Annotated in this window: 21 protein-coding genes and 1 riboswitch; of the genes, 10 read left to right on the top strand and 11 right to left on the bottom strand. The window is 54.1% G+C overall.

Features of this window, described 5'->3' with window-relative positions; translation table 11 throughout:
* Window positions 1-481 precede the first annotated feature (481 nt).
* Window positions 482-1417 (bottom strand): ROK family glucokinase, encoded by a 936-nt coding sequence (locus KQI10_RS09250; RefSeq protein ID WP_216567139.1) that lies wholly within the window; start codon window positions 1415-1417, stop codon window positions 482-484.
* A 196-nt stretch (window positions 1418-1613) separates the two neighbouring features.
* Here KQI10_RS09250 and KQI10_RS09245 point away from each other — a divergent pair, with 196 nt between their 5' ends.
* From KQI10_RS09245 to KQI10_RS09225, 5 genes are all read left to right on the top strand, one after another.
* On the top strand, window positions 1614-1778 hold the full coding sequence (locus tag KQI10_RS09245) for a hypothetical protein (RefSeq protein ID WP_216567138.1): 165 nt from the start codon (window positions 1614-1616) through the stop codon (window positions 1776-1778).
* A gap of 14 nt (window positions 1779-1792) precedes the next feature.
* Entirely contained in the window at window positions 1793-3487 is a 1695-nt protein-coding gene (locus KQI10_RS09240) for a right-handed parallel beta-helix repeat-containing protein (RefSeq protein WP_216567137.1), read from the top strand.
* 488 nt (window positions 3488-3975) lie between these two features.
* The gene (locus tag KQI10_RS09235; protein ID WP_253285231.1) at window positions 3976-5514 is read left to right on the top strand and encodes an ABC transporter ATP-binding protein; all 1539 of its coding nucleotides are present in this window, start codon (window positions 3976-3978) and stop codon (window positions 5512-5514) included.
* 2 nt (window positions 5515-5516) lie between these two features.
* Window positions 5517-6758, top strand: coding sequence for an ABC transporter permease (locus KQI10_RS09230; RefSeq protein WP_216567136.1), 1242 nt, complete (start codon window positions 5517-5519; stop codon window positions 6756-6758).
* Window positions 6755-7786, top strand: a complete 1032-nt coding sequence (locus KQI10_RS09225) for an ABC transporter permease (protein ID WP_216567135.1) — start codon at window positions 6755-6757, stop codon at window positions 7784-7786. The genes KQI10_RS09230 and KQI10_RS09225 overlap by 4 nt, the downstream gene beginning before the upstream one ends.
* A gap of 40 nt (window positions 7787-7826) precedes the next feature.
* On the opposite strand, the gene KQI10_RS09220 is transcribed toward KQI10_RS09225, so the two are convergent.
* Window positions 7827-8609, bottom strand: a complete 783-nt coding sequence (locus KQI10_RS09220) for a ParB/RepB/Spo0J family partition protein (protein WP_216567134.1) — start codon at window positions 8607-8609, stop codon at window positions 7827-7829.
* Between the two features lie 145 nt (window positions 8610-8754).
* A riboswitch (THF riboswitch) is annotated at window positions 8755-8853 on the top strand.
* A 194-nt stretch (window positions 8854-9047) separates the two neighbouring features.
* Here KQI10_RS09220 and KQI10_RS09215 point away from each other — a divergent pair.
* Entirely contained in the window at window positions 9048-10115 is a 1068-nt protein-coding gene (locus tag KQI10_RS09215) for a folate family ECF transporter S component (RefSeq protein WP_216567133.1), read from the top strand.
* Window positions 10116-10167: 52 nt separating this feature from the next.
* Here the strand turns inward: KQI10_RS09215 and KQI10_RS09210 are convergent, their stop codons facing one another.
* Both KQI10_RS09210 and KQI10_RS09205 read right to left on the bottom strand, forming a co-directional pair.
* On the bottom strand, window positions 10168-10407 hold the full coding sequence (locus KQI10_RS09210; RefSeq protein ID WP_216567132.1) for an RNA-binding S4 domain-containing protein: 240 nt from the start codon (window positions 10405-10407) through the stop codon (window positions 10168-10170).
* A 5-nt stretch (window positions 10408-10412) separates the two neighbouring features.
* Complete coding sequence (locus tag KQI10_RS09205; protein ID WP_216567131.1) at window positions 10413-10688, bottom strand: HU family DNA-binding protein; 276 nt, start codon at window positions 10686-10688, stop codon at window positions 10413-10415.
* Window positions 10689-11175: 487 nt separating this feature from the next.
* Between KQI10_RS09205 and rpsF the strand changes: the two genes are divergently transcribed.
* The 4 genes from rpsF to KQI10_RS09185 all read left to right on the top strand — a co-directional run bounded on the left by rpsF (window position 11176) and on the right by KQI10_RS09185 (window position 13999).
* Window positions 11176-11472 (top strand): 30S ribosomal protein S6, encoded by a 297-nt coding sequence (rpsF, locus tag KQI10_RS09200; RefSeq protein WP_216567130.1) that lies wholly within the window; start codon window positions 11176-11178, stop codon window positions 11470-11472.
* Between the two features lie 4 nt (window positions 11473-11476).
* A complete protein-coding gene (locus KQI10_RS09195; protein WP_216567129.1) occupies window positions 11477-11986 on the top strand; it encodes a single-stranded DNA-binding protein in 510 nt (169 codons plus the stop codon).
* A gap of 39 nt (window positions 11987-12025) precedes the next feature.
* The gene (rpsR, locus tag KQI10_RS09190; protein WP_216567128.1) at window positions 12026-12262 is read left to right on the top strand and encodes a 30S ribosomal protein S18; all 237 of its coding nucleotides are present in this window, start codon (window positions 12026-12028) and stop codon (window positions 12260-12262) included.
* A 375-nt stretch (window positions 12263-12637) separates the two neighbouring features.
* Entirely contained in the window at window positions 12638-13999 is a 1362-nt protein-coding gene (locus KQI10_RS09185) for a hypothetical protein (RefSeq protein ID WP_216567127.1), read from the top strand.
* A gap of 425 nt (window positions 14000-14424) precedes the next feature.
* Here the strand turns inward: KQI10_RS09185 and KQI10_RS09180 are convergent, their stop codons facing one another.
* From KQI10_RS09180 to KQI10_RS09150, 7 genes are all read right to left on the bottom strand, one after another.
* Complete coding sequence (locus KQI10_RS09180; protein WP_021633136.1) at window positions 14425-14880, bottom strand: NUDIX pyrophosphatase; 456 nt, start codon at window positions 14878-14880, stop codon at window positions 14425-14427.
* Window positions 14881-15280: 400 nt separating this feature from the next.
* Entirely contained in the window at window positions 15281-15475 is a 195-nt protein-coding gene (locus KQI10_RS09175) for a hypothetical protein (RefSeq protein ID WP_216567126.1), read from the bottom strand.
* A gap of 83 nt (window positions 15476-15558) precedes the next feature.
* The gene (locus KQI10_RS09170) at window positions 15559-16875 is read right to left on the bottom strand and encodes a hypothetical protein (protein ID WP_216567125.1); all 1317 of its coding nucleotides are present in this window, start codon (window positions 16873-16875) and stop codon (window positions 15559-15561) included.
* Complete coding sequence (locus KQI10_RS09165) at window positions 16850-18943, bottom strand: McrB family protein (RefSeq protein WP_216567124.1); 2094 nt, start codon at window positions 18941-18943, stop codon at window positions 16850-16852. Before KQI10_RS09165 ends, KQI10_RS09170 begins: the two co-directional genes overlap by 26 nt.
* 590 nt (window positions 18944-19533) lie before the next feature.
* Window positions 19534-20211 carry a J domain-containing protein gene (locus KQI10_RS09160; RefSeq protein ID WP_216567123.1) on the bottom strand — a complete coding sequence of 226 codons (678 nt, stop codon included), beginning with the start codon at window positions 20209-20211 and terminating at the stop codon, window positions 19534-19536.
* Entirely contained in the window at window positions 20198-21028 is an 831-nt protein-coding gene (locus KQI10_RS09155) for a DUF5685 family protein (RefSeq protein ID WP_216567122.1), read from the bottom strand. Before KQI10_RS09155 ends, KQI10_RS09160 begins: the two co-directional genes overlap by 14 nt.
* A 213-nt stretch (window positions 21029-21241) precedes the next feature.
* The gene (locus KQI10_RS09150) at window positions 21242-22120 is read right to left on the bottom strand and encodes a YihY/virulence factor BrkB family protein (protein ID WP_216567121.1); all 879 of its coding nucleotides are present in this window, start codon (window positions 22118-22120) and stop codon (window positions 21242-21244) included.
* Window positions 22121-22311 lie beyond the last annotated feature (191 nt).

The raw sequence follows: 22311 nt of genomic DNA, 5'->3' as shown, positions 1-22311 counted from the left end.
ACCGTATGGATATTTTTTGCATTCTCAGAGAGCATCAAACAGAATGTTCCCATTGTGTTAGTTTTCTCATATTGACTATAACCCTGTCCGCATTTCAGCTGGGTCCCTCCGGGGGCCCCTTTCTTGTCCCGCCAAGGGGCTTAAGGCTTCCCCTCCGGGGAAGCTGGCTCGGCGAAGCCGAGACTGAAGAGGGACAGTAAAGGGTGACTCCTTTTGCAATGTCTCGGCGAATTCGTACACCCTTCAATCAGAACTTTCTAATCAAGGTCATACGAATTCGCCGAAAACAGCACCGTATTCAGGCTTGTACCGTCCCTCTTTCGTCACGGCCTGCGGCCGTGCCACCTTCCCCGGAGGGGAAGGCTTTCTTGCGACGCACCTTTCTCCTTAAGCCGCATTCTTGCGGAGCTTCTTGGCGGGACAAGAAAGGGGCCCCCGGAGGGACCCGGCCTATGGACGGACAAGGCCCTTGTCTAAAATGTTATTTATCCAGCACCAGCTTAAACGCGCCGTAGGCGCCGGCGTCGTTGCCCAGGTTGGCCAGGGCGAATTTCACGCCGGAAGCGGCATGGAAGACGTACTTGTGAAAATAGGGGGCGATGCCGTCCAGCAGCACCTGGCCGGCCTTGCTGACGCCGCCGCCGATGACCACGGCCTCAGGGTCGATGACGGAACAGGTGGAGCCCAGGAACTGGCCCATGTAGTCAAAATAAGTATCCAGAATTTCCAGAGCCACCTGATCCCCGGCCTTTCCGGCGTCAAAAACGTCCCGGCAGGTCAGGTCTTCCAGCTCCCGCAGGGTGGAAGCCACTCCGTCCTTCTCCAATCTCTGATGGGCCAGCCGGACAATACCGGTTGCGGAGCAGTACTGCTCCACGCAGCCCCGCTTGCCGCAGCCGCAGATGGCGGTCTCCTTGGGATTCAGGACCATGTGGCCCAACTCGCCGCCGGCGCCATGGGTGCCGTTCAGAAGTTTGCCGTCCAGAATGATGCCGCCGCCAACGCCGGTTCCCAGCGTGATGAAGATCACGTTCTGGCTGCCCTTGCCGCCGCCGACCCAATATTCGCCCAGAGCCGCCACATTGGCGTCGTTGCTGGCCTTCACGGGAAGTCCTGTCAGCTTGGACAGTTCCTCCTCGATAGGCACGATGCCCCAGCCCAGGTTTACGCATCTGTTCACAACGCCGTTTACGACAGCGCCGGGGACGCCGATGCCGATGCCCAGCAGTTCCGTGTCCGCAATGTTCTTTTCCTTCCGGTAGCGGTTCACCGCATCGGCAATATCAGGGATGATGTTCTCGCCGCCGTTATCTCTTCTTGTGGGGATTTCCCACTTGTCAAGCATGGTACCGGTTTCGTCAAAGTAAGCGATCTTCACGGTGGTGCCGCCCAGATCTACGCCAAAGCCATATTTCATAGAGAAGCCTCCTTGTTTTTTCTTTTTTCCCTATTATAGCGGATTCTTTCGAAAAAAGGAAGAGGGAAGCGTCCAAAACTTTAAGTTTTCCCGTATGGAATCTTAATATCCCCTTAAGTCCCGTGACATTTTGTTTACGATATGTTACAATTCAATCTGGAAAGAATTTCCAAGAATGTGTAAAGGAGGCCCCAAAATGAACGCTTTTCTCAAACGGCTGGTCTGCGGCGGCTTGATCCTGTGCGTACTTCTCGTTGGCTGCGCCGCCGGTGTGCGCACATCCCAGCGGGAGGAGCTGCCCGTATTCACCAAAGAACCCACCGCGGCCCGGAGCGAAATGCCCTGCGGACTGCGCCAATAATAAGGAGAAGAAACATGAACTGGAAATTAAACTGGAAACCTTTGTTCGCCGGTCTTCTGGCAGCGGGTCTGCTTTCCGGCTGTGCCGCCGGCGCTGGCCCTGTCCAGACTCTGCCGGCCATCGACCCGCAGCCTGCCCCCACGGAGACGGCACGGAATGTGACCGTGAATTCTGTCCGGGAGCTGACGGACGCCATCGCCCCCGGTGCGGTGATCACCCTGCCGGAGGGACTTCTTAAGCTGGATCCCGGCGAGGATCTGGACACCGGCAACGAATACTGCTGGTGGCAGAGCGTATACGATGGCTATGAGCTGGTGATCTCCGGCGTGGACGGTCTGACCATTCAGGGCGCCGGTGTGGACGCCACCCGTGTCCAGACGGATCCCCGCTATGCGGCGGTGCTGAAATTTGAGAACTGTCAGGATCTGAAGCTCCAGGGCTTCACCGCCGGACATACGGAAATGGCCCAGGCCTGCGAGGGCAACGTCATAAATCTGGGCGACTGCCGGAATGTATCGCTGCAGGATCTGGGACTCTTCGGCTGCGGCAACACCGGCGTTTATGCCGAGCTGTGCGAAAATCTGACCGTGCGGAACTGCGATATCTACAGTTGTTCTTCCATGGGTCTGAACCTGGGTCAGGTCAAGGGCTGTAAGATCACCGGCTGCACCATCCGGGACCTGGGTGAGCAGGGCAGCGAGGCCTTCTGCGCCGTCCTGGCCTGGGAAGGCTCCGATCTGTCCATTGAGGACACGGTTTTCTCCGGGAACTATGCCTCCAGCCTTCTGAGTCTGAGCCAGGACGCCGCGGTCTCCGGCTGCACCTTTAAGAATAACGCTCTTTCCGATGCCGTCTTCGCCGTTTCCAGCAGCATGAATCAGGAATTTGCGACCCTGACTCTGGAGAATTGTCTGGGCCAGGACAACAAGGCCTGGGCCTGGACCCGCACGGACGCGGGCTGCGACGTTGTGGACGAAACCGGCAATTCTCTGGATGACGCGGCGCTGAACAAGATGTTCGGCACCGTGGCCGAAACCGTAACGGAGCCAACCCAGCCTCAGCAGACCGTCACCGTTACCAACACGGACGAATTTCTGGCAGCCATCGGCTCCAACAGGGAAATCGTCATTGACTGCCCGGAGCTGGATCTGAGTCAGGCCGCGGACTACGGCCAAAATGGCGAGAGCAGCTGCTACAGCTGGGATGATCCCCTTGACGGCCCTCAGCTGACCATTCAGAATGTGGACAACCTGACCATCCGGGGCAAGGATGGCAAGGACGCGAATCTCATTTCCGCGGTGCCCCGGTATGCCCAGGTGCTGTCCTTCCGGAACTGCACCAACGTGACCATAAAGGACCTGACCGCGGGCCATACCAAGGAGCCGGGAATCTGCATGGGCGGCGTTCTGGAATTTCAGAACTGTTCCAACGTGACCGTTTCCGGCACGGGGCTCTTCGGCTGCGGAACCATTGGCGTTGATGCCATTATGAGCCGGAATCTGGACATCCGGGACAACGAGATCTACGAGTGCTCCTTCGGCGGCGTCCGGCTGAACTCCAGCCGGAATGTGACCATGGAGAATAACGATTTTCACGACCTGGGCGGCGAATATGTGGGCTTTGTTTACAACGTCTCCGCCGACTGTGAAGACGTCACCTTCAACGGCACCCAACTGGCCCCGGGAGATCAGCTGGAATATCACAAGTAATTATTTATTGTATACGCAGAACCGTCCGTTTGGTTTTCCCCAACGGACGGTTCTGCGTATTTTCAGGTACCTGTACAAGCGGCAGCCTGCAGGTCCGGTAATCCCTTACGCTTTTGAGCGATGCCCACATCGCCCCGCAAGCCGACGGTATAGGCGTGTACGTCTTTTCTGGCCGTTCTGGCGTCGTACCCGACGGGACGATCTGGGGATCGTCCCCTACGTTGGGGACGCCCGCTGTTTCGGCAGGGCACTGTCTTTCCCAATCCCAGGAAACACAAAGCCCGGCTCCAGCTTCCCCCTCCGGGCGGTGCCTTTTCTTTTTGACGGTTTCGCCAAAAATAGCGGGTTCAAAAAGAATTCATATTGCAATTTGTTCTTTTGAATGTTACAATTGCAGAAAGCGAGATTGCCGCTGCACCGGGGACAGCGTTGCCCCGGTCTTTTCGGCTTTCTTTCGGAGAAAACGCAGGGAGGAGGGCAAGTAGATTATGGATTCGGAATACATAATTGAAATGCTCAATATCAGAAAAGAATTCCCCGGTATTGTGGCCAACGACGATATCACCTTGCAGCTGAAGCGGGGTGAGATTCACGCGCTGCTGGGCGAAAACGGTGCGGGCAAATCCACGCTGATGAGCGTCCTGTTCGGCCTTTACCAGCCGGAAAAGGGCGTTATCAAAAAGAACGGCGAGGTGGTCCAGATCCGGGACCCCAACGACGCCACGGCGCTGCACATCGGCATGGTCCACCAGCACTTCAAGCTCGTGGACGTGTTCACCGTACTGGATAACATCATTCTGGGCGCTGAGGACACCAAATGCGGCTTTCTGCAGCGGAAAAACGCCCGGAAAAAGGTGCAGGAGCTGTCCGACAAGTACCATCTGGCCGTAGACCTGGACGCCAAGGTGGAGGACATTTCCGTCGGTATGCAGCAGCGTACGGAAATTCTGAAAATGCTCTACCGGGACAATGAGATTTTGATCTTTGACGAGCCCACCGCCGTGCTGACGCCCCAGGAGATCGACGAGCTCATGGACATCATGCGGGGCTTCGCCAAAGAGGGCAAGTCCATTCTGTTCATCACCCACAAGCTCAACGAGATCATGGCCGTTTCCGACCGGGTCACCGTTCTGCGCAAGGGAAGGCTTGTAGGCACCGTGAATACCAAGGATACCACCAAGGAAGCCCTCTCCGCCATGATGGTTGGCCGCCCCGTGCAGCTGGAGGTCCACAAGGGCCCCGCCCATCCGGGCAAGGTCATTCTGGACGTGGAACACATGACCGTTCCCTCCAAGCTCCACAAGAACAACGCTGTGAAGGACGTGTCCTTCCAGGTCCGGGAGGGCGAGATCGTCTGCATCGCCGGTATCGACGGCAACGGCCAGACGGAGCTGATTTACGGCCTGTCCGGCCTGGAAAAAATGTCCTCCGGCACCATCACCCTGGACGGCAAGGACCTGACCAAAATGAGCATCCACAGGCGGAACCTCAGCGGCATCAGCCACATTCCAGAGGACCGCCACAAGCACGGCCTGGTGCTGGACGACACCCTGGAAAACAATCTGGTGCTCCAGTCCTATCAGGACCCCCGGTTCCAGCACATGGGCTTCATCAAGTCCGGCCAGGTCCGGGACTACGCCTTGAAAATCATTGACGAGTACGACGTCCGTTCCGGTCAGGGCCCTGTTACCATCGCCCGGAGCATGTCCGGCGGCAACCAGCAGAAGGCCATCATCGGCCGGGAAATCGACCGGGGCACGCCCCTGCTGCTGGCGGTCCAGCCCACCCGTGGTCTGGATGTAGGCGCTATTGAAAATGTCCACGCCCAGCTGGTGGCACAGCGGGACGCCGGCAAGGCGGTGCTTCTGGTATCTCTGGAGCTGGACGAGGTCATGAACCTGTCCGACCGCATTCTTGTCATGTATGAGGGCGAGATCGTGGGCGAGCTGGATCCCAAGAAGACCACCGTCCAGGAGCTGGGCCTGTATATGTCCGGCGCGAAACGCAGCGGGAAAGGAGAGGCCTGAACATGAAAGAAAAACTGCAGGACCTTTACAATAAAAACGGCACCCGCAAGGTGCTCGCTTCCCTGATCTCCATTCTGATCGGTCTGGTGGTGGGCGCCATCGTGGTCATCGCCGTAGGTCTTTCCAAGGACACCATCACCACCCAGGGCATGTGGGACGGCGTGAAGCTGATTTTCGCGGGAATTCTGTCCACGGGCCGCAACGCCGCGGGCCAGCTGACCTGGGGCTACAACGCTCAATCCCTGGGCAATATGCTCTTCCGGGCGACCCCCCTGATCATGACCGGTCTTTCCGTGGCCGTGGCCTATAAGACAGGCCTGTTCAACATCGGCGCGCCTGGCCAATATCTGATGGGCACCATGGCCTCCCTGATGATTGCCCTGTCCATCCCCACTTCTTCCGTGCCCGCCTGGCTCGTCTGGCTGCTGGCCTTTCTGGGCGGCTGCCTTGCCGGCGCGCTGTGGGGTGCCATTCCCGGCGCGCTGAAGGCGCTGCTGGGAATCAACGAGGTTCTGGCCTGCATCATGACCAACTGGCTGGCCGCCAATATCGTAACCTGGGCCTTTGATGTGTCCAACTTCAAAAACATGGTGGAAAATACCAAGTCCGGCTATGTCTACAAAACCTCCTTCAACGGCGTGCAGACCGCGAAAATGGGCATGGACAAGCTGTTCCCCGGTTCTCAGGTCAACGGCGGCATTCTGATTGCCATTCTGGTTGCCATTCTCGTCTACATTCTGATCAACAAGACCACGCTGGGCTATGAGCTGAAGGCCTGCGGCGCCAACCGGCACGCGGCCCGGTACGCCGGCATCAACGACAGGCGGGACATCATCCTGTCCATGGCCATTGCGGGTGCTCTGGCCGGCGGCGGCGCAGCGCTGTACTGGCTGGCCGGCAACACCGAGTTCTATTGGTCCACTTATCAGAGCCTGCCCAGCGCCGGTTTCAACGGCATCCCCGTGGCCCTGCTGGCAGTGAACAACCCCATCGGCGTGATCTTCACCGGCGTCTTCATGGCCATGCTGGATATCGTTGGCGTGCAGCTCACCGGCTACACCGCCTATAACGAGTACATCACCGACGTCATTATCTCCGTCATCGTCTACCTGAGCGCCTTCTCTCTGGTAATCCAGATGATGCTTCCCAAGTGGAAGAAGAAGGGCGGCCCCAACGCCAACGCGGAACCCGCGGCAAAAACGGCCCCCAAGCCCGAAACTGAGAAAGGGGACAAGGAAGCATGACTTTTCTGATTCAGCAAACGTTGCTCTACGCAGTGCCCCTGATGATCGTGGCACTGGCCGGTGTGTTCGCCGAGCGCAGCGGTATCATCAACCTGGCTTTGGAAGGCATTATGATCTTCGGAGCCTTCATCGGCGTTCTGTTCGTGCGGAATATGCAGAGTGTGCAGGCTTTCGCCGATGCCTACGCCAACAAGCAGTGGCTGACCCTGCAGGGTCTGGAGCTGCTGGCCATGCTGGCGGCCGCAGCCATGGGCGCGCTGTTCTCCCTGCTGCTGAGCTTTGCCTCCATCAATCTGAAGGCCGACCAGACCATCGGCGGCACGGCTCTGAACCTGATGGCCCCTGCCCTGGTGCTGTTCCTGATCCGAATCCTGGCCAACCAGAACACCCTGCAGATGGCCTCCGGTGACGCCGCCTCCTGGTTCATGCTGAAAAAATCTACCTTCGGCATTCCCAAGAAGCAGGACATCGGTTTCCTGGGTGAGACCTTCATCAACAAGGTGTATCTGGCAACTTACGTCTGCATCATCCTCTTCATCATCCTGGCCATCATTCTCTATAAGACCAAGTTTGGTCTGCGGCTGCGGGCCTGCGGTGAGAATCCTCAGGCGGCAGACAGTCTTGGCATCAACGTCTACAAGATGCGCTACGCCGGTACCACCATTTCCGGCGCTCTGGCCGGTATGGGCGGCTTTGTCTACGCCCTGACCACCACCAACTGCACCGCCAACGGCGATGTGGCCGGCTTCGGCTTTCTGGCTCTGGCCGTAATGATTTTCGGCAACTGGAACCCCCTGAACATTGCGGGCGCTTCCCTGCTGTTCGGCCTGTTCAAGTGCATCGCGGCGGCCTACGCCAGCATTGACCTGAACGGTGACGGCGTCTATCTGCTCGCCCAGATCGGAATCTCCTCCCACCTGTACCGGATGCTCCCCTACATCGTGACCCTTGTGGTTCTGGCCTTCACCTCCAAGAAGTCCCGCGCCCCCAAGGCGGAAGGCATCCCCTACGACAAGGGAACCCGTTAAACGCATTCACCCCGCCGGAATTATTCCGGCGGGGGCTCGTTTATTTCGGTATTGTGATCGTCACCACAATCTGGCTTTCGGTTTCTCTGCGTTCGGAGACCGCTTTGACGCCCGTGCTCTGGATCTTCGCCAGAGAATCGGTCAGGTTGTTGAGAAAGCTGCTGACGGACGCCTGCCGGGGTCTCGTCCGGGAAGGCTTTAAAAGGCTTTCAATGTACTTTTCCGCCGCCGCCACGCTGAGGCCCTGTTTGCGGATAACCTCGATTGCCGCCAGCTTCTCCGGCTCTCCGGGCAGCTTCAGCAGAGCCCGGGCATGGCGTTCCGTCAAGCCCGCCTCCCGCAGGGCATTCAGCACCGTTTCCCCATGGCGCAGCAGCCGCAGCTTGTTGGCGACGCTGCTCTGGCTCTTGCCCAGAAGCCTGGCTGTCTGCTCCTGGCTCAACCCCTGAGATCGCATCAGGGCGGAAATACCCATGGCCTCCTCCACAAAATCCAGATCCTGCCGCTGCAGATTCTCGATCATAGCCGCGATTCCCGACTCCCGGTCATCCATCTGCATCACAAGGCAGGGCACCTCGGAAAGCCCCGCCAGCTGCGCCGCCCGCAGCCGCCGCTCCCCCGCGATCAGCTCATAGCCGCCCTGAACCCGGCGCACGCTCAGCGGCTGCAGCACCCCATGGAGCCGGATGGAATCCGCCAGCTCCGTCAGCGCCTCCTGGGCAAATACCCTTCTGGGCTGGGCCGGATTGGGCCGGATGGCCTTTACACTCAGAAAGATCACCCGCCCCGTCTCCATATAGGTCTTCAGCTTCTGGCACTGCATTGCCCTTCCTCCCCGGTACAAGATAGGTCCATCATACAGCCCCGCAAAGCGGAAAACTAGGGAAACCCAGTCCCGGTCCAGATTTTTCCAAAAATGCGAAAATATATCTTTACTTTTGTATCGATATGGTGTATAGTGTGAGGCGAACAGAGTAGAGGTTCCTGCGTGAAGTGCTGTCAAAATGGGGAGTTGTGTGACAGACGAAGGGCGTTCCGCCCGCGATAGGATCTTCGCACCCGCTGCGCCATAGAAGAGGATCTCCTCCTTTATGTAGCAACGATACTCGGTTGAGCGGCTTCGGGCTGTGGCCCGGCTTCCTCACGGGTAACTCGGCAATTATATGTATGACTCCCCGGCGGCAGTGTGTCCGTTGGGGGTTTTTCTTTGCCGATCCGTTGGGCTCATTCCGGCCGCTCCTACAAAAAGGAGGCTATTTTTATGTCAACACAGAAATCCACCACGCTCTATCCCCATCCCTTCTCCAAAGCCTATTGGCACGATGCCGTCGCCGAACTGAAGGACATCCACATGTTGGTGTTCGCCGCCCTGATGATCGCTCTGCGGCTGGTCATGAAGCAGGTTTCCATTCCCATTACCCCATTCCTGCGGATTAATGCCGCCTATTTCGTCAATGCCCTTGGCGCTATGGTTTTTGGTCCCGTGTTTGCCGCTCTGTGTGCCGCCGTTACGGACGTACTCGGCTACATCATCCGGCCGGACGGCGTGTACTTCCCGCCCTTTATTCTGACGGAGATCGGCGGCTCCGTGGTCTTCGCCCTGTTCCTGTACCGGGCAAAAGTCACCACCACCCGGGTCATGCTCAGCCGGTTCTCCATCAACCTCTTTATCAATGTGCTGCTGCAGACCCCCATTATGATGTGGTACTACGCCCTCTATATGAACGGCAAGCAGTACACCTTCACCATGGCCGTTCCGGGGATGATTAAAAATGTACTGATGTTCCCCATTGAGTCCGTGCTGCTGACCCTGTTTCTGGGCGTTATGCTGCCCATTACCAACCGTCTGGGACTGACCTACAGTGTGGGCCACGCCAAGGACGCCCTGAAATTCAGCAAGAAGCAGGTCGTTACGCTGGTCATGCTGTTTGTGGTCGGCGTGGGCTGCGTCTTCGGCTATCTGAAGTACTACTATACCAACACTTCTCTCTCCGCCAGCTATACCGCTGAGGAGCGCTACGAAAAAAACACCCACATGACGGAGGTGCTGTCTCAGGAGAACGCCGATATTGACCCGGACGCCACCGTCACCACCATTGAAAGCGCCTACAAGAAGTTCCTGACCGATGAGATCACCTACACCGTGGCCGTCTATACCGTCAACGAGGAGGCCCTTTCCGGGTACGACAAGGATCTGGAGACCATCCGCGGCATGTCCAAGTCCAAGGCAAAGGCCGTGGCAGAGGACGGCGTAATGGAAAAGGTTGGCACGGCCACCATCGTTCTCAATACCAAAACGGACGAGGTCCTGTCCTACTCCATGAAGTAATCTAGCTCTTAAATATAGAAAATCCCGGAGAAAACAGCTTCTCCGGGATTTTTTAGACCTCTTTGTACATGGCGCAGGCATCGTCTTTTTTGACGGTTTCGGCTACCTGCAAAACCTCAACTGCCAATGTGCGGTTGCCCAGGGCAATCTCCAGCCGGTCGCCGACCTTGACATCGTAGCTGGCTTTGACCACCCGGCCGTTGACGCTGATGCGGCCATTGTCGCAGGCCTCATTGGCCACAGTCCGGCGCTTGATCAGCCGGGAGACCTTCAAATACTTGTCCAGTCTCATGGGCGTTACTTGGCAACGGTGTCCTTCAGAACCTTGCTGGGCTTGAAGGTGGGCACGTGGGTCTCGGGGATCTGCATGGGCTCCTTGGTGTGGGGATCCCGGCCCATGCGGGCCTTGCGCAGCTTGGATTCAAAAATGCCGAAGCCGCTGAAAGCAACCTTGTCCCCCTTAACCAGGGCAGCGGTAATGGTGTCCAGAGCGGCATTGATGACCCGTTCCGTGTCCTTCCGGGAAAGCCCCGCCTTGTCGGAGACGGCGGCGATAAATTCTGGTTTATTCATAAAAAAGCGAGTCCTCTCTTTGTGTTGGTGTCTTTTCATAGATTAACATAATACTTAAGAAAATGCAAGTAGAACAAGTCTTTTTTTCGAAAAAAATCAGGGCCGTTTTCACCCCAACATTTTTATTATACTGCACAAGCAGGCCGAAATCCATGGGTAATAGCCTACGAATTTGAGGCGGATTTCTTGTTGCTTTTGCGGACTTGCAAAAAGGATGTTCTGCTGCTATTATATAGACACAAGGAGTGATTCCAATGAAGTAAGAAGAACCACTCAACAGAAAGGGAGGTTACAAGTGAAACTGCAAATTGACAGCGAACAGATTTGACCCCCAGCCGGGAAGAAAGGGCTGGGGGTCAAATCTTTTTTTGGAAAAGTCCTTGACATTTTATAGAATTTCCTGTAAAATAATCCGGTCTGCGAGTGCAGACAATCCTTGCTCCCAACGGCGTTGGGGGCCAAAAGTCCAAAAGGAGGTGCAATCAACATGGCTAAGATCACCGGCAAGTATGAGGTGCTCTACATCATCGACCCCGCTCAGGGCGAAGAGGGCATCGCTGCTCTGGTAGAAAAGTTCAAGGCAATGGTGGAGGCGGAGGGTACTCTGTCCAGCATTGATGAGTGGGGCAAGCGTCGTCTGGCGTATCCCATCAACGATCTGGCAGAAGGCTACTACGTTCTGATGAACTTCGAGTCCAAGCCCGAGTTCCCCGCGGAGCTGGAGCGTGTGCTGAAGATCACCGACGGCATTCTGCGCTGCCTGACCACTGCGGTGGAGGAGTAATTTTATGCTCAACCACATTGTCGTCATGGGTCGCCTGACCCGTGATCCCGAGCTGCGCCGGACCGGTTCCGGCATCGCTGTCACCAGCTTCTCTGTGGCTGTTGACCGTGATTTCCCCAACAAGGAAAGCGGCGAACGGGAAACCGACTTCATCGACTGTGTCGCCTGGCGTAGTACCGGAGAGTTTGTCTCCAAGTACTTCCAGAAGGGCAGCATGGCGGTGGTGTCCGGCCGGCTGCAAATGCGCAGCTGGACCGACAAGGACGGCAACAAGCGCCGCACCGCTGAAATCGTAGCGGACAATGTCTACTTCGGCTCCAGCAAGCGGGACGATGCTTCCAATTCCGGAAGCTACAGCAATAGCTACAGCTCTGCCCCCTCCGGCAATTTTGGCGGCGGATATTCCGCGCCCGCGAATTCCGGCAATTACGGCGGCGGCTATAGCGCGCCCGCCAGTGGCCCCGCATCCGATTTTGCGATGCTGGAGGATGACGACGCTCAGCTGCCCTTCTAAAGAATCTTTTCTATCAGACTTACGAAGGAGGTTATATCCATGGCTAACGAACAGCGTATGCGTCCCCGCAAGCGTAGAAAGGTCTGCGCTTTCTGCGTGGATAAGGTGACCAGCATTGACTACAAGGACACCGCTAAGCTCCGCCGTTACCTGTCCGAGCGCGGCAAGATCCTGCCCCGCCGTACCACCGGTACCTGCGCAGCCCATCAGCGTGACCTGACCACCGCCATCAAGCGCGCCCGTCAGATCGCCCTGCTGCCCTACGTCACCGACTAATCACGATAAAAGAACAGCCGCTAAGTCTCGAAAGAGTTTTAGCGGCTGTTTTTTGTTGCCATACAGGCCCCCTTCCGGGCCGTCTCACCCGAATAGCACCACAATGGAGGCCGTTGCACCGTATACCCTTCGACCGCACAGGGTATATATGCCACATGTTAATCATACCCTTGGAGAGTTCTGAATGCTATGTGATAACTGCATCAAACCGCTGCGCTGAAAACAGCTGTTTGCGTATTTGATGAATTGCATAAAATGGACATTCCGTATTTGTATAGATTTCCAAAATTTCAGTTTTTCTTGCAATCCGGTTTCTTTTTTTCTATAATAATGGTATACGAGCCACCCCTTTCCCGACCGAAGGAGGAATTCTCTATGAAAAAAATCATGACCCGATTGCTGTCCCTGGTGCTGCTGGGGGCCTTCATCCCCGGCTTCGTGTTGGCGGACAGCTGGTATCTGGAAGACGGTGATATTACCGTCAATGCTACGGAAACAAGCCAGATCGTTTCTCAGGGAGGTACGAGTAAACCGGACTCCAATCCCATCATCAGCACCCGCGCCCCTGGAAGCAGCGAAACCGGAGCCACAAACAACACCGTCACCATCACAGCGGAGAAAAACGCCACCGCCAACGTGACCTTGGAAAATGTCAACATTGACACCGGGGCAACAGGTGGGGCGGCCATCACGACCTCCGGCGAAGGAAACGTAAACATCGAGCTGGACGGAACCAATACGGTTCAAAGTGGCAATACCCACGCCGGTGTGGAAAAGAAGGACAACGGCACCCTGACCATTACGGACGAAGATAAGGATGGCAGCCTCACGGCCACCGGCGGCGACGGGGGTGCCGGTATCGGCGGCGGCGCCAGTTATAACGGCAGCAACATTGAAATCTCCAGCGGCGAGGTAACAGCCATCGGCGGCAACTTTGGTGCCGGTATCGGCGGCGGTCAAGCAGGCAGCGGCAGTAACATTACCATCTCCGACGGCAAGGTAACCGCCACTGGTGGCGGTGCTGGTGCCGGTATCGGCGGCGGCTACGTAGGCAGCGGCAAGGGCATTACCATCGAGGGCGGCGAGGTTACGGCCCAGGGCGACACCGGCGGTGCCGGTATCGGCGGCGGAGCTAACGGCACCGGCAGCGATGTCACGATTTCCGGTGACGCGCAGGTGAAGGTACAGGGCGGCAGGGCAAATGAAAACTGGCACAAAGGTGCGGCTATCGGCAACGGCGGCACCTCTACGACGGATGGAAACGAGGTCTCCCCCAATACCTCTGATTTGACAGTAGAGGGATTCATCCAGATATACGAGCCCGGTAAGAATATCAATACGGACACCCCCTACAAAACCATCGAAGGCCAAAAGGGCGATTATTCCTGGAACGCTGGTGTGGAGACCGCCGAGACGGTGCCGGAGAGCAAGGCGGCGGCCTACTGGGTCTGCGACCCTGAGGGCCAGAGTATCCCCTACCAGGCGCAGCAAAAGGACAGCGTACTCACCGTGACCGTCCAGGCGGACACCGCCTCCCTCCGCGGCACCACCGGGAGTCTGCGGCAGTTGGAGGCCCAGGGCATTACGGAAATCCGGTTCGTCACCAACGGGGCCCAGTCCGCGTTCACCCTCTCCGATCTCCTGACCTCCGGCACCGGCAGCTTCACCCTGACCCATGCGGGAGACCAGGTGACATGCACCCTGGGCGACACAGACATCAGCGGGATTCTAAAATAACCACCCACAAAAAAAACGGCGGCAAAGGCTCTCTGCTGATAAGACAGTAAAATCAAATTTCTTGGAACAGGCATGATTTCGGTCATGCCTGTTCCGCTTTTAGCAGTTCATCCACGGGAATGTAGCCCACAATGTCGTACTCGATATGTACCTTCTGTCTGCGTTTGCCGCTGGACTTGTCAGGTGCATCTACATAGACGCCTTGACAACAATGTTGCCCTTTTCATCGAAAGAAAACTCCCTCTTGGGGGCATCGTCGGGGTGTGGCTTGACCTTTGCATACGGGGCAGGATTGGAGAAATAAAAAGAGCGGATTTCGCCGTCTTCCTCACCGTTATCAAAATTATCATCGGCAAAAAATCTCGTCCAGTTCCTCGTCGGTCAGTTCGATGATCTCATTGTCATTTTCTTTCGGATTCACTTCGTCAAGCCTCCTTTTCATTCGCTTTTTTCAAACGACAATTCAGTTCGTAGAGTGCTGTACGGTTTGAGTCCCACTTGAGTTTTTGATTTGCTTCGTCGTAGGTCAACCATACGCAGTCGGTATGTTCAGGAGATAGCCGTACATCATCTTGACATTCAAAGCCAAAAGTATATTCAGGAATTACATAGGTGCTGCTGTCCCAATGTTTGCGACGCATTTCTGATATGATCGTAACCGGAATATACGACAGACTTTTCAATCCGAGCCACTGAGTAGAATGTACACCACCCTCCTCAAAGGTTTCTCTTTTTGCTGCCGCCAAAGGTGTTTCGTTGTCCTCGCCGCCTCCGGCAATGAACTGCCATTGGTCGTGATCAGCACGGTGAAAAACGCAGTACATTGGAGTTCCATCGACAATCCGATATGGTATTGCAAGTATTTGAAAGGGTGCACGCATTGTAATCCTCCTCGACACAATTATCCTTATCTTGTAGCAAAACGGACGAACGCCGTCAATGGTCAAGATGAACAGCTGCGCCGCCATTGACTTCCGTCCGTTTCGCTTTTTGGCAGACAAGGCGGCGGTTGCCGCCTTGTTCCATTTGGAAAATGGCGCTTGCTAAGAATAGCAAGCAAATCCGGTGAGTACCCACACCGGAGCTTGCCATTCTGGCAAGCAATGCACGGCGGTACCCACTTCTCATTACCTGCCAACTGTGAAACGCACTTGGCAAGCAATGCTCGTGTTTATACACCCGTGCAATCTTGTTGGGGAAATGCCCCAAACCCCTGAACGATTTCAGACAAATCGGCTGCGCACCTGCGGAGCTGAACATCCCTCCATCTTGAAAAGTGAGTCAGGGATTTTTCGGCTCACGGAGTTCAGGCATATCCGGTTTTTCCTCATATCCGTCGATCGCCGCTTGGCGAAGGTAAGCGCTCATATTCTCTATCCCAAGCTGCGCCATCCTCATCTTTATCAAGCCGAGTTCTTTTTCATCTACGAAAAATTTGACCTGTATCGGTCGCTTGCGATTCCTGTTGTCTGGCATCTGGATTCCTCTTTACTCCTACGGATTATTTCTAATCAAAACCGATCAATTATTGATATGCAGTTCTGTGTTCGCCTACAAAATCACGCATAGAATACGCTTGTAAATTCCTGCTCCTGAACCTTCATCTTTGCTGTAAACTCTGAATAATTCTGCGCATCTATGGGAATTTTCAAGCCATGCTTGGTAATGCTGATGTCATCACGCGGCACGACATTTTCCTCATAGGTCGAACCACGATTCAACCACAATTTCAAATCGTCAGACCCTTCCGCTTCTGGATAGAGATAGTAACCAGCCTTTGCATCAAAACGGAACATATAGGCAAGTATTTGTAAATAATCTCGATTTCCAATATTATCAATCGGCTTATACTTTGCATCGGCAATAATTCTCATTTCGCTGTTCCGGCTGATGAAATCAGGATAGATCAATCCCACATTTCCATCAAACAATCTCTGCGCGCCTTTACCGCCTTTATTCATTGGGTGATAAAACACATCTTCTATCAGCGAATTGACGTATTCCTCCCATAACCATGCTCCATCAAACAGGATGCCATATATCTGTCTCGCCCCTGCCCCGATTTGGTGTTTCTGATGTTGGAGAATCAAAAGGCACAACCGCTGCAATGCAAGATACTCTCTGAAATAAGCGTGTCGGGCAGTATTCTTTTTGTTTTGCTCAATAATTTTCTGCCTGTCACACGGCTCATATTCTGAAGTCGCATCTATAACGAGTTTTACCTCATCTTTCACTTTGATAAGAAGTTTATTTCCGTAAGGCTTTCTTTTGATAAACTCTACGGTATGCCGTACCAGTTCCATCAGGCTGTTATCGTAGGAAAATTCTCTCTGGCTGTATGCGACATTTCCTACAAATGGGGTGTTCTTCTCTATATGTCTTGCGACATCAATCGTGCCTTTTACATTTCCATCATTGTACCTGTGGCGGATATACTTTTTGAACAAGCCCTTCCGCATCGCTGCTTTGAGGTAATACGGAAACAGAAACAGCAGAAAATTGAACAGCCGATTGTCTTGATTGGCATCTGCATCCAAATCTACGATGTTTGGAAAGTCCAGAACTTTGTCTAAAAGATACTGGAAAAAGTAATCCTCACCCTCTCCGCAAAAACGGGATGCGATCACAAGCCGCTCATCACCGTAGCCAAGAAAGCCCATCACATTGCCGGAGCGATAGGTGTCATTGACGCTTTGGAGGATCATCTGATCTTGCGTAATATCCTCTGCATCTTTTACGGTTTCAGGAAATACGAACACACCTTCACGCTCAAGCTGTTCCAATGTCTTATCTGCAATTTTGCCTGTCAGCCTCACTACTTGAGAAAAGGCATCTTTTTTCTGCTGGGAGTTATCCTTGATCCTGAGCAGCTTCATTCGCATCACCTCTGGCAGGTTTCTGATAGCCGTATGCCCTTGCGAACCGATTCATAATTCCTTCCTCATCGTACATTCCCTGAATGTATTCCTGTAGGAGCGGTTGCAGATAATCAGTCCAAAGCTGGTCAAAATCAAGTGTTTTCAACTTCAGGAAGTAAGACGCTCCGATCTGATAATTTTCATTCAGATCCTCGACCTCTGCGATTGCCTTATTGAGCGCAGCCATCCTTCTGATTGCCTCAGCCTCCAACTCCTCGTTTTCCAGCGACGCAAGCATCTCAAGGCGCTCATCCGCTCTGAGTTCTACGAAACGGAAGCGACGACGCATGGCAAAATCAAAGCTGTCCACAGAGCGGTCAATATCGTTCATGGTGCCGATGATATAGACATTTTCAGGAATATAGAACTTTTCGCCGGGGTCAGAGTGCAGATTAGAATACTGCGTGGAGATCTCTCCGGCTTTGCCGCGATAACCGGGATCTATTGCAAAGAACAATTCACCGAAAATCTTTGAAATCTCACCGCGGTTGATTTCATCTATGATGAATATGTATTTTTTCAGTTCCTCCTGTTTTGCCTTTGCTTTTGAAAATGTACTTTTCTTTACTTTGATTGCTTTATAGATGGCAAAGTCATAGGAATATCCTTGCGTAGCAAACGTCTTTCCGAAAAAGGACGTGATATCCTTTATTTTTTCAAACTTCTGTCCGGATTCCAGCATCTTCCGAACCTCATCCAGATTCAGAGCAAGCCTGTTGACAGATGCGTTTCCGGGAATGGAAATATGGATATGCCCGTCATCCACGCCGGTAATGGTAAATTCATTTCCATTGATCGTCTTAAATGTGTCAACACCAAACTCAACGCCGGAGAAAAACTCCGTCATGGATTCTTGAACCGTGACTTCCTTTTCTACGGCTTCTCTGGATTTTTGGGAGTCCTCATAGTTCTTTCTGGCACGGGCAACAAACTTCTTGAAAATGCCATCCTGCAATTCAAAGCCCATTGTCCCATCATCATTGATTTTCGGTCTTAGTCCTTCAACAAAATCAGAGTAGTCATAACTCGGATGGAACTGAACGAACTCAACCTGTTTTTTCTGCTCGTCAGTAAGAAGTGTGTAATCGTCAAAGTACCCATTGCTGATGATGTCCGCAGCGATTTCTTTGGCAAGATAAGATTTTCCGGTACCAGGCGCACCTCTGAAAATCAGATTTTTTGATTCAATCAGCATGGAAGAAAACGGATTTCGGTATCCCTTGAACTGTTGAACAAGCTCTTCCTGAACAGCAGCTTCCGTTTCTGCCGCTGCGGTTTCCTTCTCATCTTTTTCGCGGTATGTCAAAATAAACTGATCTCCTGGTTCACCGAAACGCTTCAAACATTCCTGAACGAAGATAATCGTAGAGAAGATATTCCAGCAATAGATAACAAACTGCCGTCCGTTGTCATAGCCGTATGTCAGGTACTCTATTGTGTTGCGGTGCTTCTTGAAATCGTCAACACTCGCATAAATACCTCTGATTACGTCGCTGTCCGGGTTATATTTGCAGACAGGGAAGTTCTCCTTGTCCTCAACCGATAATGCAGCAAGCTGCTTCTCGAACACCTGACAGGCAATGCGGGGCAAGGTTTGATTGGAGTTCCTCCTTTCGCCTTTACTGTAAGAACGACCAATGACATTACCATTTGCCCTCTTAAAATAGACATCCAAAGGCTTGTAGTTATCACCGAGGCTCAGATTATCCATGGTAAAGCGTTCATCTGTTGATGAGATATGCGTTGCAGTAATGGTTAACTCAAATTTTTCTTGCTGCTTGCCTTCAACTGCAAAACCTACACTTTCCAGAAAACTTATCGCTTCACTAGGGCCAAAAGCTGTCGAGATTTCTTTCCCGTTTGCAAGATGATCAGCAACGGCTATTACATACTTCGGTGGATAACGCTTTCCATCATCAGTTACGAGTTTATATTTTGCGCTTTCATTCTGAGATGGTATGCCATGCTCATCAATATAGTTTAAGGCATCAATAATATCCTGCTTTTTCAACTTTGGTATAGCCATGCTGCGCCTCCTCAATCGTGTGTACACACATTATATCACAAGGATAGCTCTGTTTTCAATACGATACCCAGAATTTATCGCCCTAAAATGTAACTTTTCTACGAATATAAGCTGATTTTCAGTTTCCACAGTGTCGAACATACTCTGTATCGAAATACCCCTCTATCGGCTTTACGGTTTTGTGAGGTATTTTGCACAACCGTAAATATACGCACTCCCCAGCGAACGGTATCCGCTATGCAGCGATTCGCTGTTTCACAAAAGAACCGCACAGAGGCGATAACTATTTCATCCTTTTTACTACCCTTGCTTTACAGCGCTGAAAATCGGTGATTTTAAACCCTTAGATGTACAAAAGCAGGCGACACCCAGCCGAAGCTGAGTGCCGCCTGTTTTGTTGCCCAATCCTGTTTAGCAGATGCCGATTCGTAATTTTCTCAAATTACTGTCTTATCGGAACACGGCTAATTGCCGCCGTTTTTACATTATTCGGAACAGAATACAATAATAAACACGTTAAAAGCACGGTATTATGGAACAACTGTATTGCAGCGTTGGTTGCTCCAACAATTGACAATTGTCAATTTGCATTACATGCAGCAGAAGAAATTGCCCCGGCAGCAGAAAATCTGGGCCAGGTAGCACAGACACAGGCTGGCACAAGGGCTGCCGCCCATGGTGAAGCCCCGGAAGTTCCCGGCATTTCTCCGGTAGGCCTGGTCGCCGTGCTCGATGGCATCCAGAGCGGACAGATACTCCTGGTTGTCCGGCTCCATGGACACCGCCCGCCGGATGTGTTCCAGTGCCGTCACCTGGTTGCCCAACCCCTGATTGGCCAGAGCGCTGAGGTAATACCATCTGGCGTTCCGGTCCGTACTGTTGTTCAGGGCGTTGACGGCCTCCTGATAGCGGCCGTAGCGGATATATTGGGCCGCCGAGCGCTGATAGCTGTCCTCTTCCGGCTCTCTTTGCCGGGTCTCGTAATACCAGCCCCCGCCGAAGGGGTTGTAGCCGCCGCCAAAGGGGTTTCCATAGCTGCCATAGGGATTTCCCTGTCCGCTGGTCTGTCTTTGATAGGTGGGGCCGGAATATTTCTCCGGATTCTTGATCCGGTCGTAAGCCTCGTTGACCTCCTGCATTTTCCGGGCAGCTTCCGCGTCGCCGGGGTTCAGGTCCGGGTGGTATTTCTTTGCCAGGCGGCGGTACGCCTGCTTCACTTCCTCATCAGAAGCCCCCGGCTCCAGGCCGAGTACCTTATAGGGATCCATCTTGACTGCCGCCCTCTTTCCTGTGTTTTTGCCGGTACTGGACCCAGACGCCGCTATAGAGAATGTTGTCCAGCAGCGCTTTATCCTGCACCAGGGGTAATTTTTCGTAAAAAGCCGTGCACCGGGCCATGGTCAGGGAAAAGACCTGCTCCCAGTCCGGCTGAGTCTCCAGAAGCAATGTGGGGTTGTAGCTGCCCTTTTTCTGGTCCTCCGGCGCGTCCATCACCGCGTCCATCAGGTAAATAAACCTGCCCAGAGAAACGCCCATCTCCCGCAGGGTGTCCGCCCAGATGTCCTCTTTCCAGACAAACAGCTCCCCCATGAGTTCCCCAAACAGTCCCGCAGGGATATCCGGGTTGGTACATTTTTCCGCTTCCAGCGCGTTCAGAGCCTCCAGACAGCGTTTTAGCGTCCCGCACTGTCTGGGATATCTGGTTTCAATTTGCGCCGCATAGGGCTTCATGGCGTTCGCCAGAAGCCTGGCGGTGTGTTTTTTATCGTCCTGCCAGTCGTCCAGGCATTTGTAATAGGCCAGGGCGATGTTCATATCCGCCGTGTAAGTGATGACCTCGCTCCGGGTATATGGCCGGGCGCGGAGCGGATGGGTCAGGCAGCGGCCCGCGCGTCTGTCCTCCCGCGGCTCATAAAGGCTCAGCAGCGTCAGCGCCAGAAAGGCCATATCGTAGCGCAGGCCCAGGCGGCTGAGCTGGGAGGCTTCCTTTCCCATAGCCCGGCAGATGCCGCAATAAATCTCGCCATAGCGGTCCTTCTCCGGCTGAGAAAGCTCTGTTAAATTGGCGGTGATATAGCCGAACATGGTTCCGTTCCTTCCCTGCGGTACCTCTTCCCTGCCCGCTTCGCGAGCAAACAGGGAACAAAAACCGCAAAAAACACTTTTTTATTACTCAAAATACCGAAAATCTGTGAACAGGCCGTAACGAAAGCCAAAAGTTTTTGGAAATATGCCCGGTAAACAGCCGTTTGTAAAGCAAAGCCCCGGCAATCCTGATCGTAGGGGCCGATGCCCGTATCATCCGTCCCGGTGTTCCGCCGAGCCCGTTTCCCCCGAGACAGACCCTTTCTTTCGGTAGCCGCTCAGCAGCTTGTTCAGCGCGGCGCCGTAGAACAGGATGCTGACACAGCAGTAGAGCCACAGCATACTGACCGCCACGGAGTACACACTGCCGTAGATATTGGAGATTTTTGAAAAATGGGTCACATACACAGAGTATGCCCAGGAGAACACTGCCCACCCAACGGATGAGAATACAGCCCCCGGCAGGCTCTCCCAGAAGCCGTTGCGCCTGTTGGGCAGCACCATATAAATGGCGGTAAACAGCAGCACCTGGACCGCAAGCAGCAGGACGCTCCGCAGATCGATCAGGTCCACCAGAAACATGACCACCGGATTCTCGATGCCGTGGAGCAGGTTTGTCAGGGTGTTTCCGAACACATGAAGCACCAGCGTCAGCACCAGCACGACCAGAAACAGCAGGGCATACACCACGCTGATGCCCCGGGTATACACATAGCCCCGGTCCTCCTCTACGCCATAGACCGCGTTCAGACCTTTGAGCAAACCATAGACCCCCTTGCTGGAGGACCACAGCAGCGTCAGCACGGACACCCCCGCCACAGCGGAGGAGGCGCTGCGGTAGGTACTGGAAATCAGCTCCTGCACGCTGTCCATCAAAGCCTCCGGCAGCACATTTTCCAGCACTGCCGTCAGGTCGGCAACGGTCAGCGCCGTATAGCGCAAGGAGTTCAGCACCAGCAGCAGGGCCGGAAAGGCAGAGAGGATCAGAAAGTACGCCCCATAGGCCGCCCGGAAGGGAATATTCAGTTCCGCAATAACTCTGGCGGCACCGATGGTCTTCCCGATCAGCCCGCCCCGGGGCAGCTGCTTCATGAGGAGATTCTCCTTTCCTTTCAGCTTTCATCCTGTCCAGCCTATAACATGCGGCACCCATAATTAAAACTTTTCGTTTTATGCCTTAGGCAAAAGCCCTGTTCGCCCGTAGGCTGGGTCCCTCCGGGGGCTTCTTTCTTGTCCCGCCAAGAAAGAAGGAAAGAATGCGGCTTAAGGAGGCGCTGACCGCT

This window comes from Pseudoflavonifractor sp. MSJ-30 (assembly GCF_018918045.1).
Lineage (GTDB): Bacteria > Bacillota > Clostridia > Oscillospirales > Oscillospiraceae > Faecousia.
Note: the sequence above shows the minus strand (reverse complement) of the source record. Positions and strands in the feature narration are given on the sequence as shown.

Bases quoted from the DNA above. Each gene is read 5' to 3' on its own strand.
- KQI10_RS09225 (WP_216567135.1), top strand. From the start codon at position 6,755: ATGACTTTTCTGATTCAGCAAACGTTGCTCTACGCAGTGCCCCTGATG.
- KQI10_RS09185 (WP_216567127.1), top strand. From the start codon at position 12,638: ATGAAAAAAATCATGACCCGATTGCTGTCCCTGGTGCTGCTGGGGGCC.
- rpsR (WP_216567128.1), top strand. From the start codon at position 12,026: ATGGCTAACGAACAGCGTATGCGTCCCCGCAAGCGTAGAAAGGTCTGC.
- KQI10_RS09230 (WP_216567136.1), top strand. From the start codon at position 5,517: ATGAAAGAAAAACTGCAGGACCTTTACAATAAAAACGGCACCCGCAAG.
- KQI10_RS09245 (WP_216567138.1), top strand. From the start codon at position 1,614: ATGAACGCTTTTCTCAAACGGCTGGTCTGCGGCGGCTTGATCCTGTGC.
- KQI10_RS09175 (WP_216567126.1), bottom strand. From the start codon at position 15,475: ATGCCAGACAACAGGAATCGCAAGCGACCGATACAGGTCAAATTTTTC.
- KQI10_RS09205 (WP_216567131.1), bottom strand. From the start codon at position 10,688: ATGAATAAACCAGAATTTATCGCCGCCGTCTCCGACAAGGCGGGGCTT.
- KQI10_RS09240 (WP_216567137.1), top strand. From the start codon at position 1,793: ATGAACTGGAAATTAAACTGGAAACCTTTGTTCGCCGGTCTTCTGGCA.
- KQI10_RS09170 (WP_216567125.1), bottom strand. From the start codon at position 16,875: ATGAAGCTGCTCAGGATCAAGGATAACTCCCAGCAGAAAAAAGATGCC.
- KQI10_RS09235 (WP_253285231.1), top strand. From the start codon at position 3,976: ATGGATTCGGAATACATAATTGAAATGCTCAATATCAGAAAAGAATTC.
- KQI10_RS09220 (WP_216567134.1), bottom strand. From the start codon at position 8,609: ATGCAGTGCCAGAAGCTGAAGACCTATATGGAGACGGGGCGGGTGATC.
- KQI10_RS09165 (WP_216567124.1), bottom strand. From the start codon at position 18,943: ATGGCTATACCAAAGTTGAAAAAGCAGGATATTATTGATGCCTTAAAC.
- rpsF (WP_216567130.1), top strand. From the start codon at position 11,176: ATGGCTAAGATCACCGGCAAGTATGAGGTGCTCTACATCATCGACCCC.
- KQI10_RS09155 (WP_216567122.1), bottom strand. From the start codon at position 21,028: ATGTTCGGCTATATCACCGCCAATTTAACAGAGCTTTCTCAGCCGGAG.
- KQI10_RS09250 (WP_216567139.1), bottom strand. From the start codon at position 1,417: ATGAAATATGGCTTTGGCGTAGATCTGGGCGGCACCACCGTGAAGATC.
- KQI10_RS09180 (WP_021633136.1), bottom strand. From the start codon at position 14,880: ATGCGTGCACCCTTTCAAATACTTGCAATACCATATCGGATTGTCGAT.
- KQI10_RS09160 (WP_216567123.1), bottom strand. From the start codon at position 20,211: ATGGATCCCTATAAGGTACTCGGCCTGGAGCCGGGGGCTTCTGATGAG.
- KQI10_RS09195 (WP_216567129.1), top strand. From the start codon at position 11,477: ATGCTCAACCACATTGTCGTCATGGGTCGCCTGACCCGTGATCCCGAG.
- KQI10_RS09210 (WP_216567132.1), bottom strand. From the start codon at position 10,407: ATGAGACTGGACAAGTATTTGAAGGTCTCCCGGCTGATCAAGCGCCGG.
- KQI10_RS09150 (WP_216567121.1), bottom strand. From the start codon at position 22,120: ATGAAGCAGCTGCCCCGGGGCGGGCTGATCGGGAAGACCATCGGTGCC.
- KQI10_RS09215 (WP_216567133.1), top strand. From the start codon at position 9,048: ATGTCAACACAGAAATCCACCACGCTCTATCCCCATCCCTTCTCCAAA.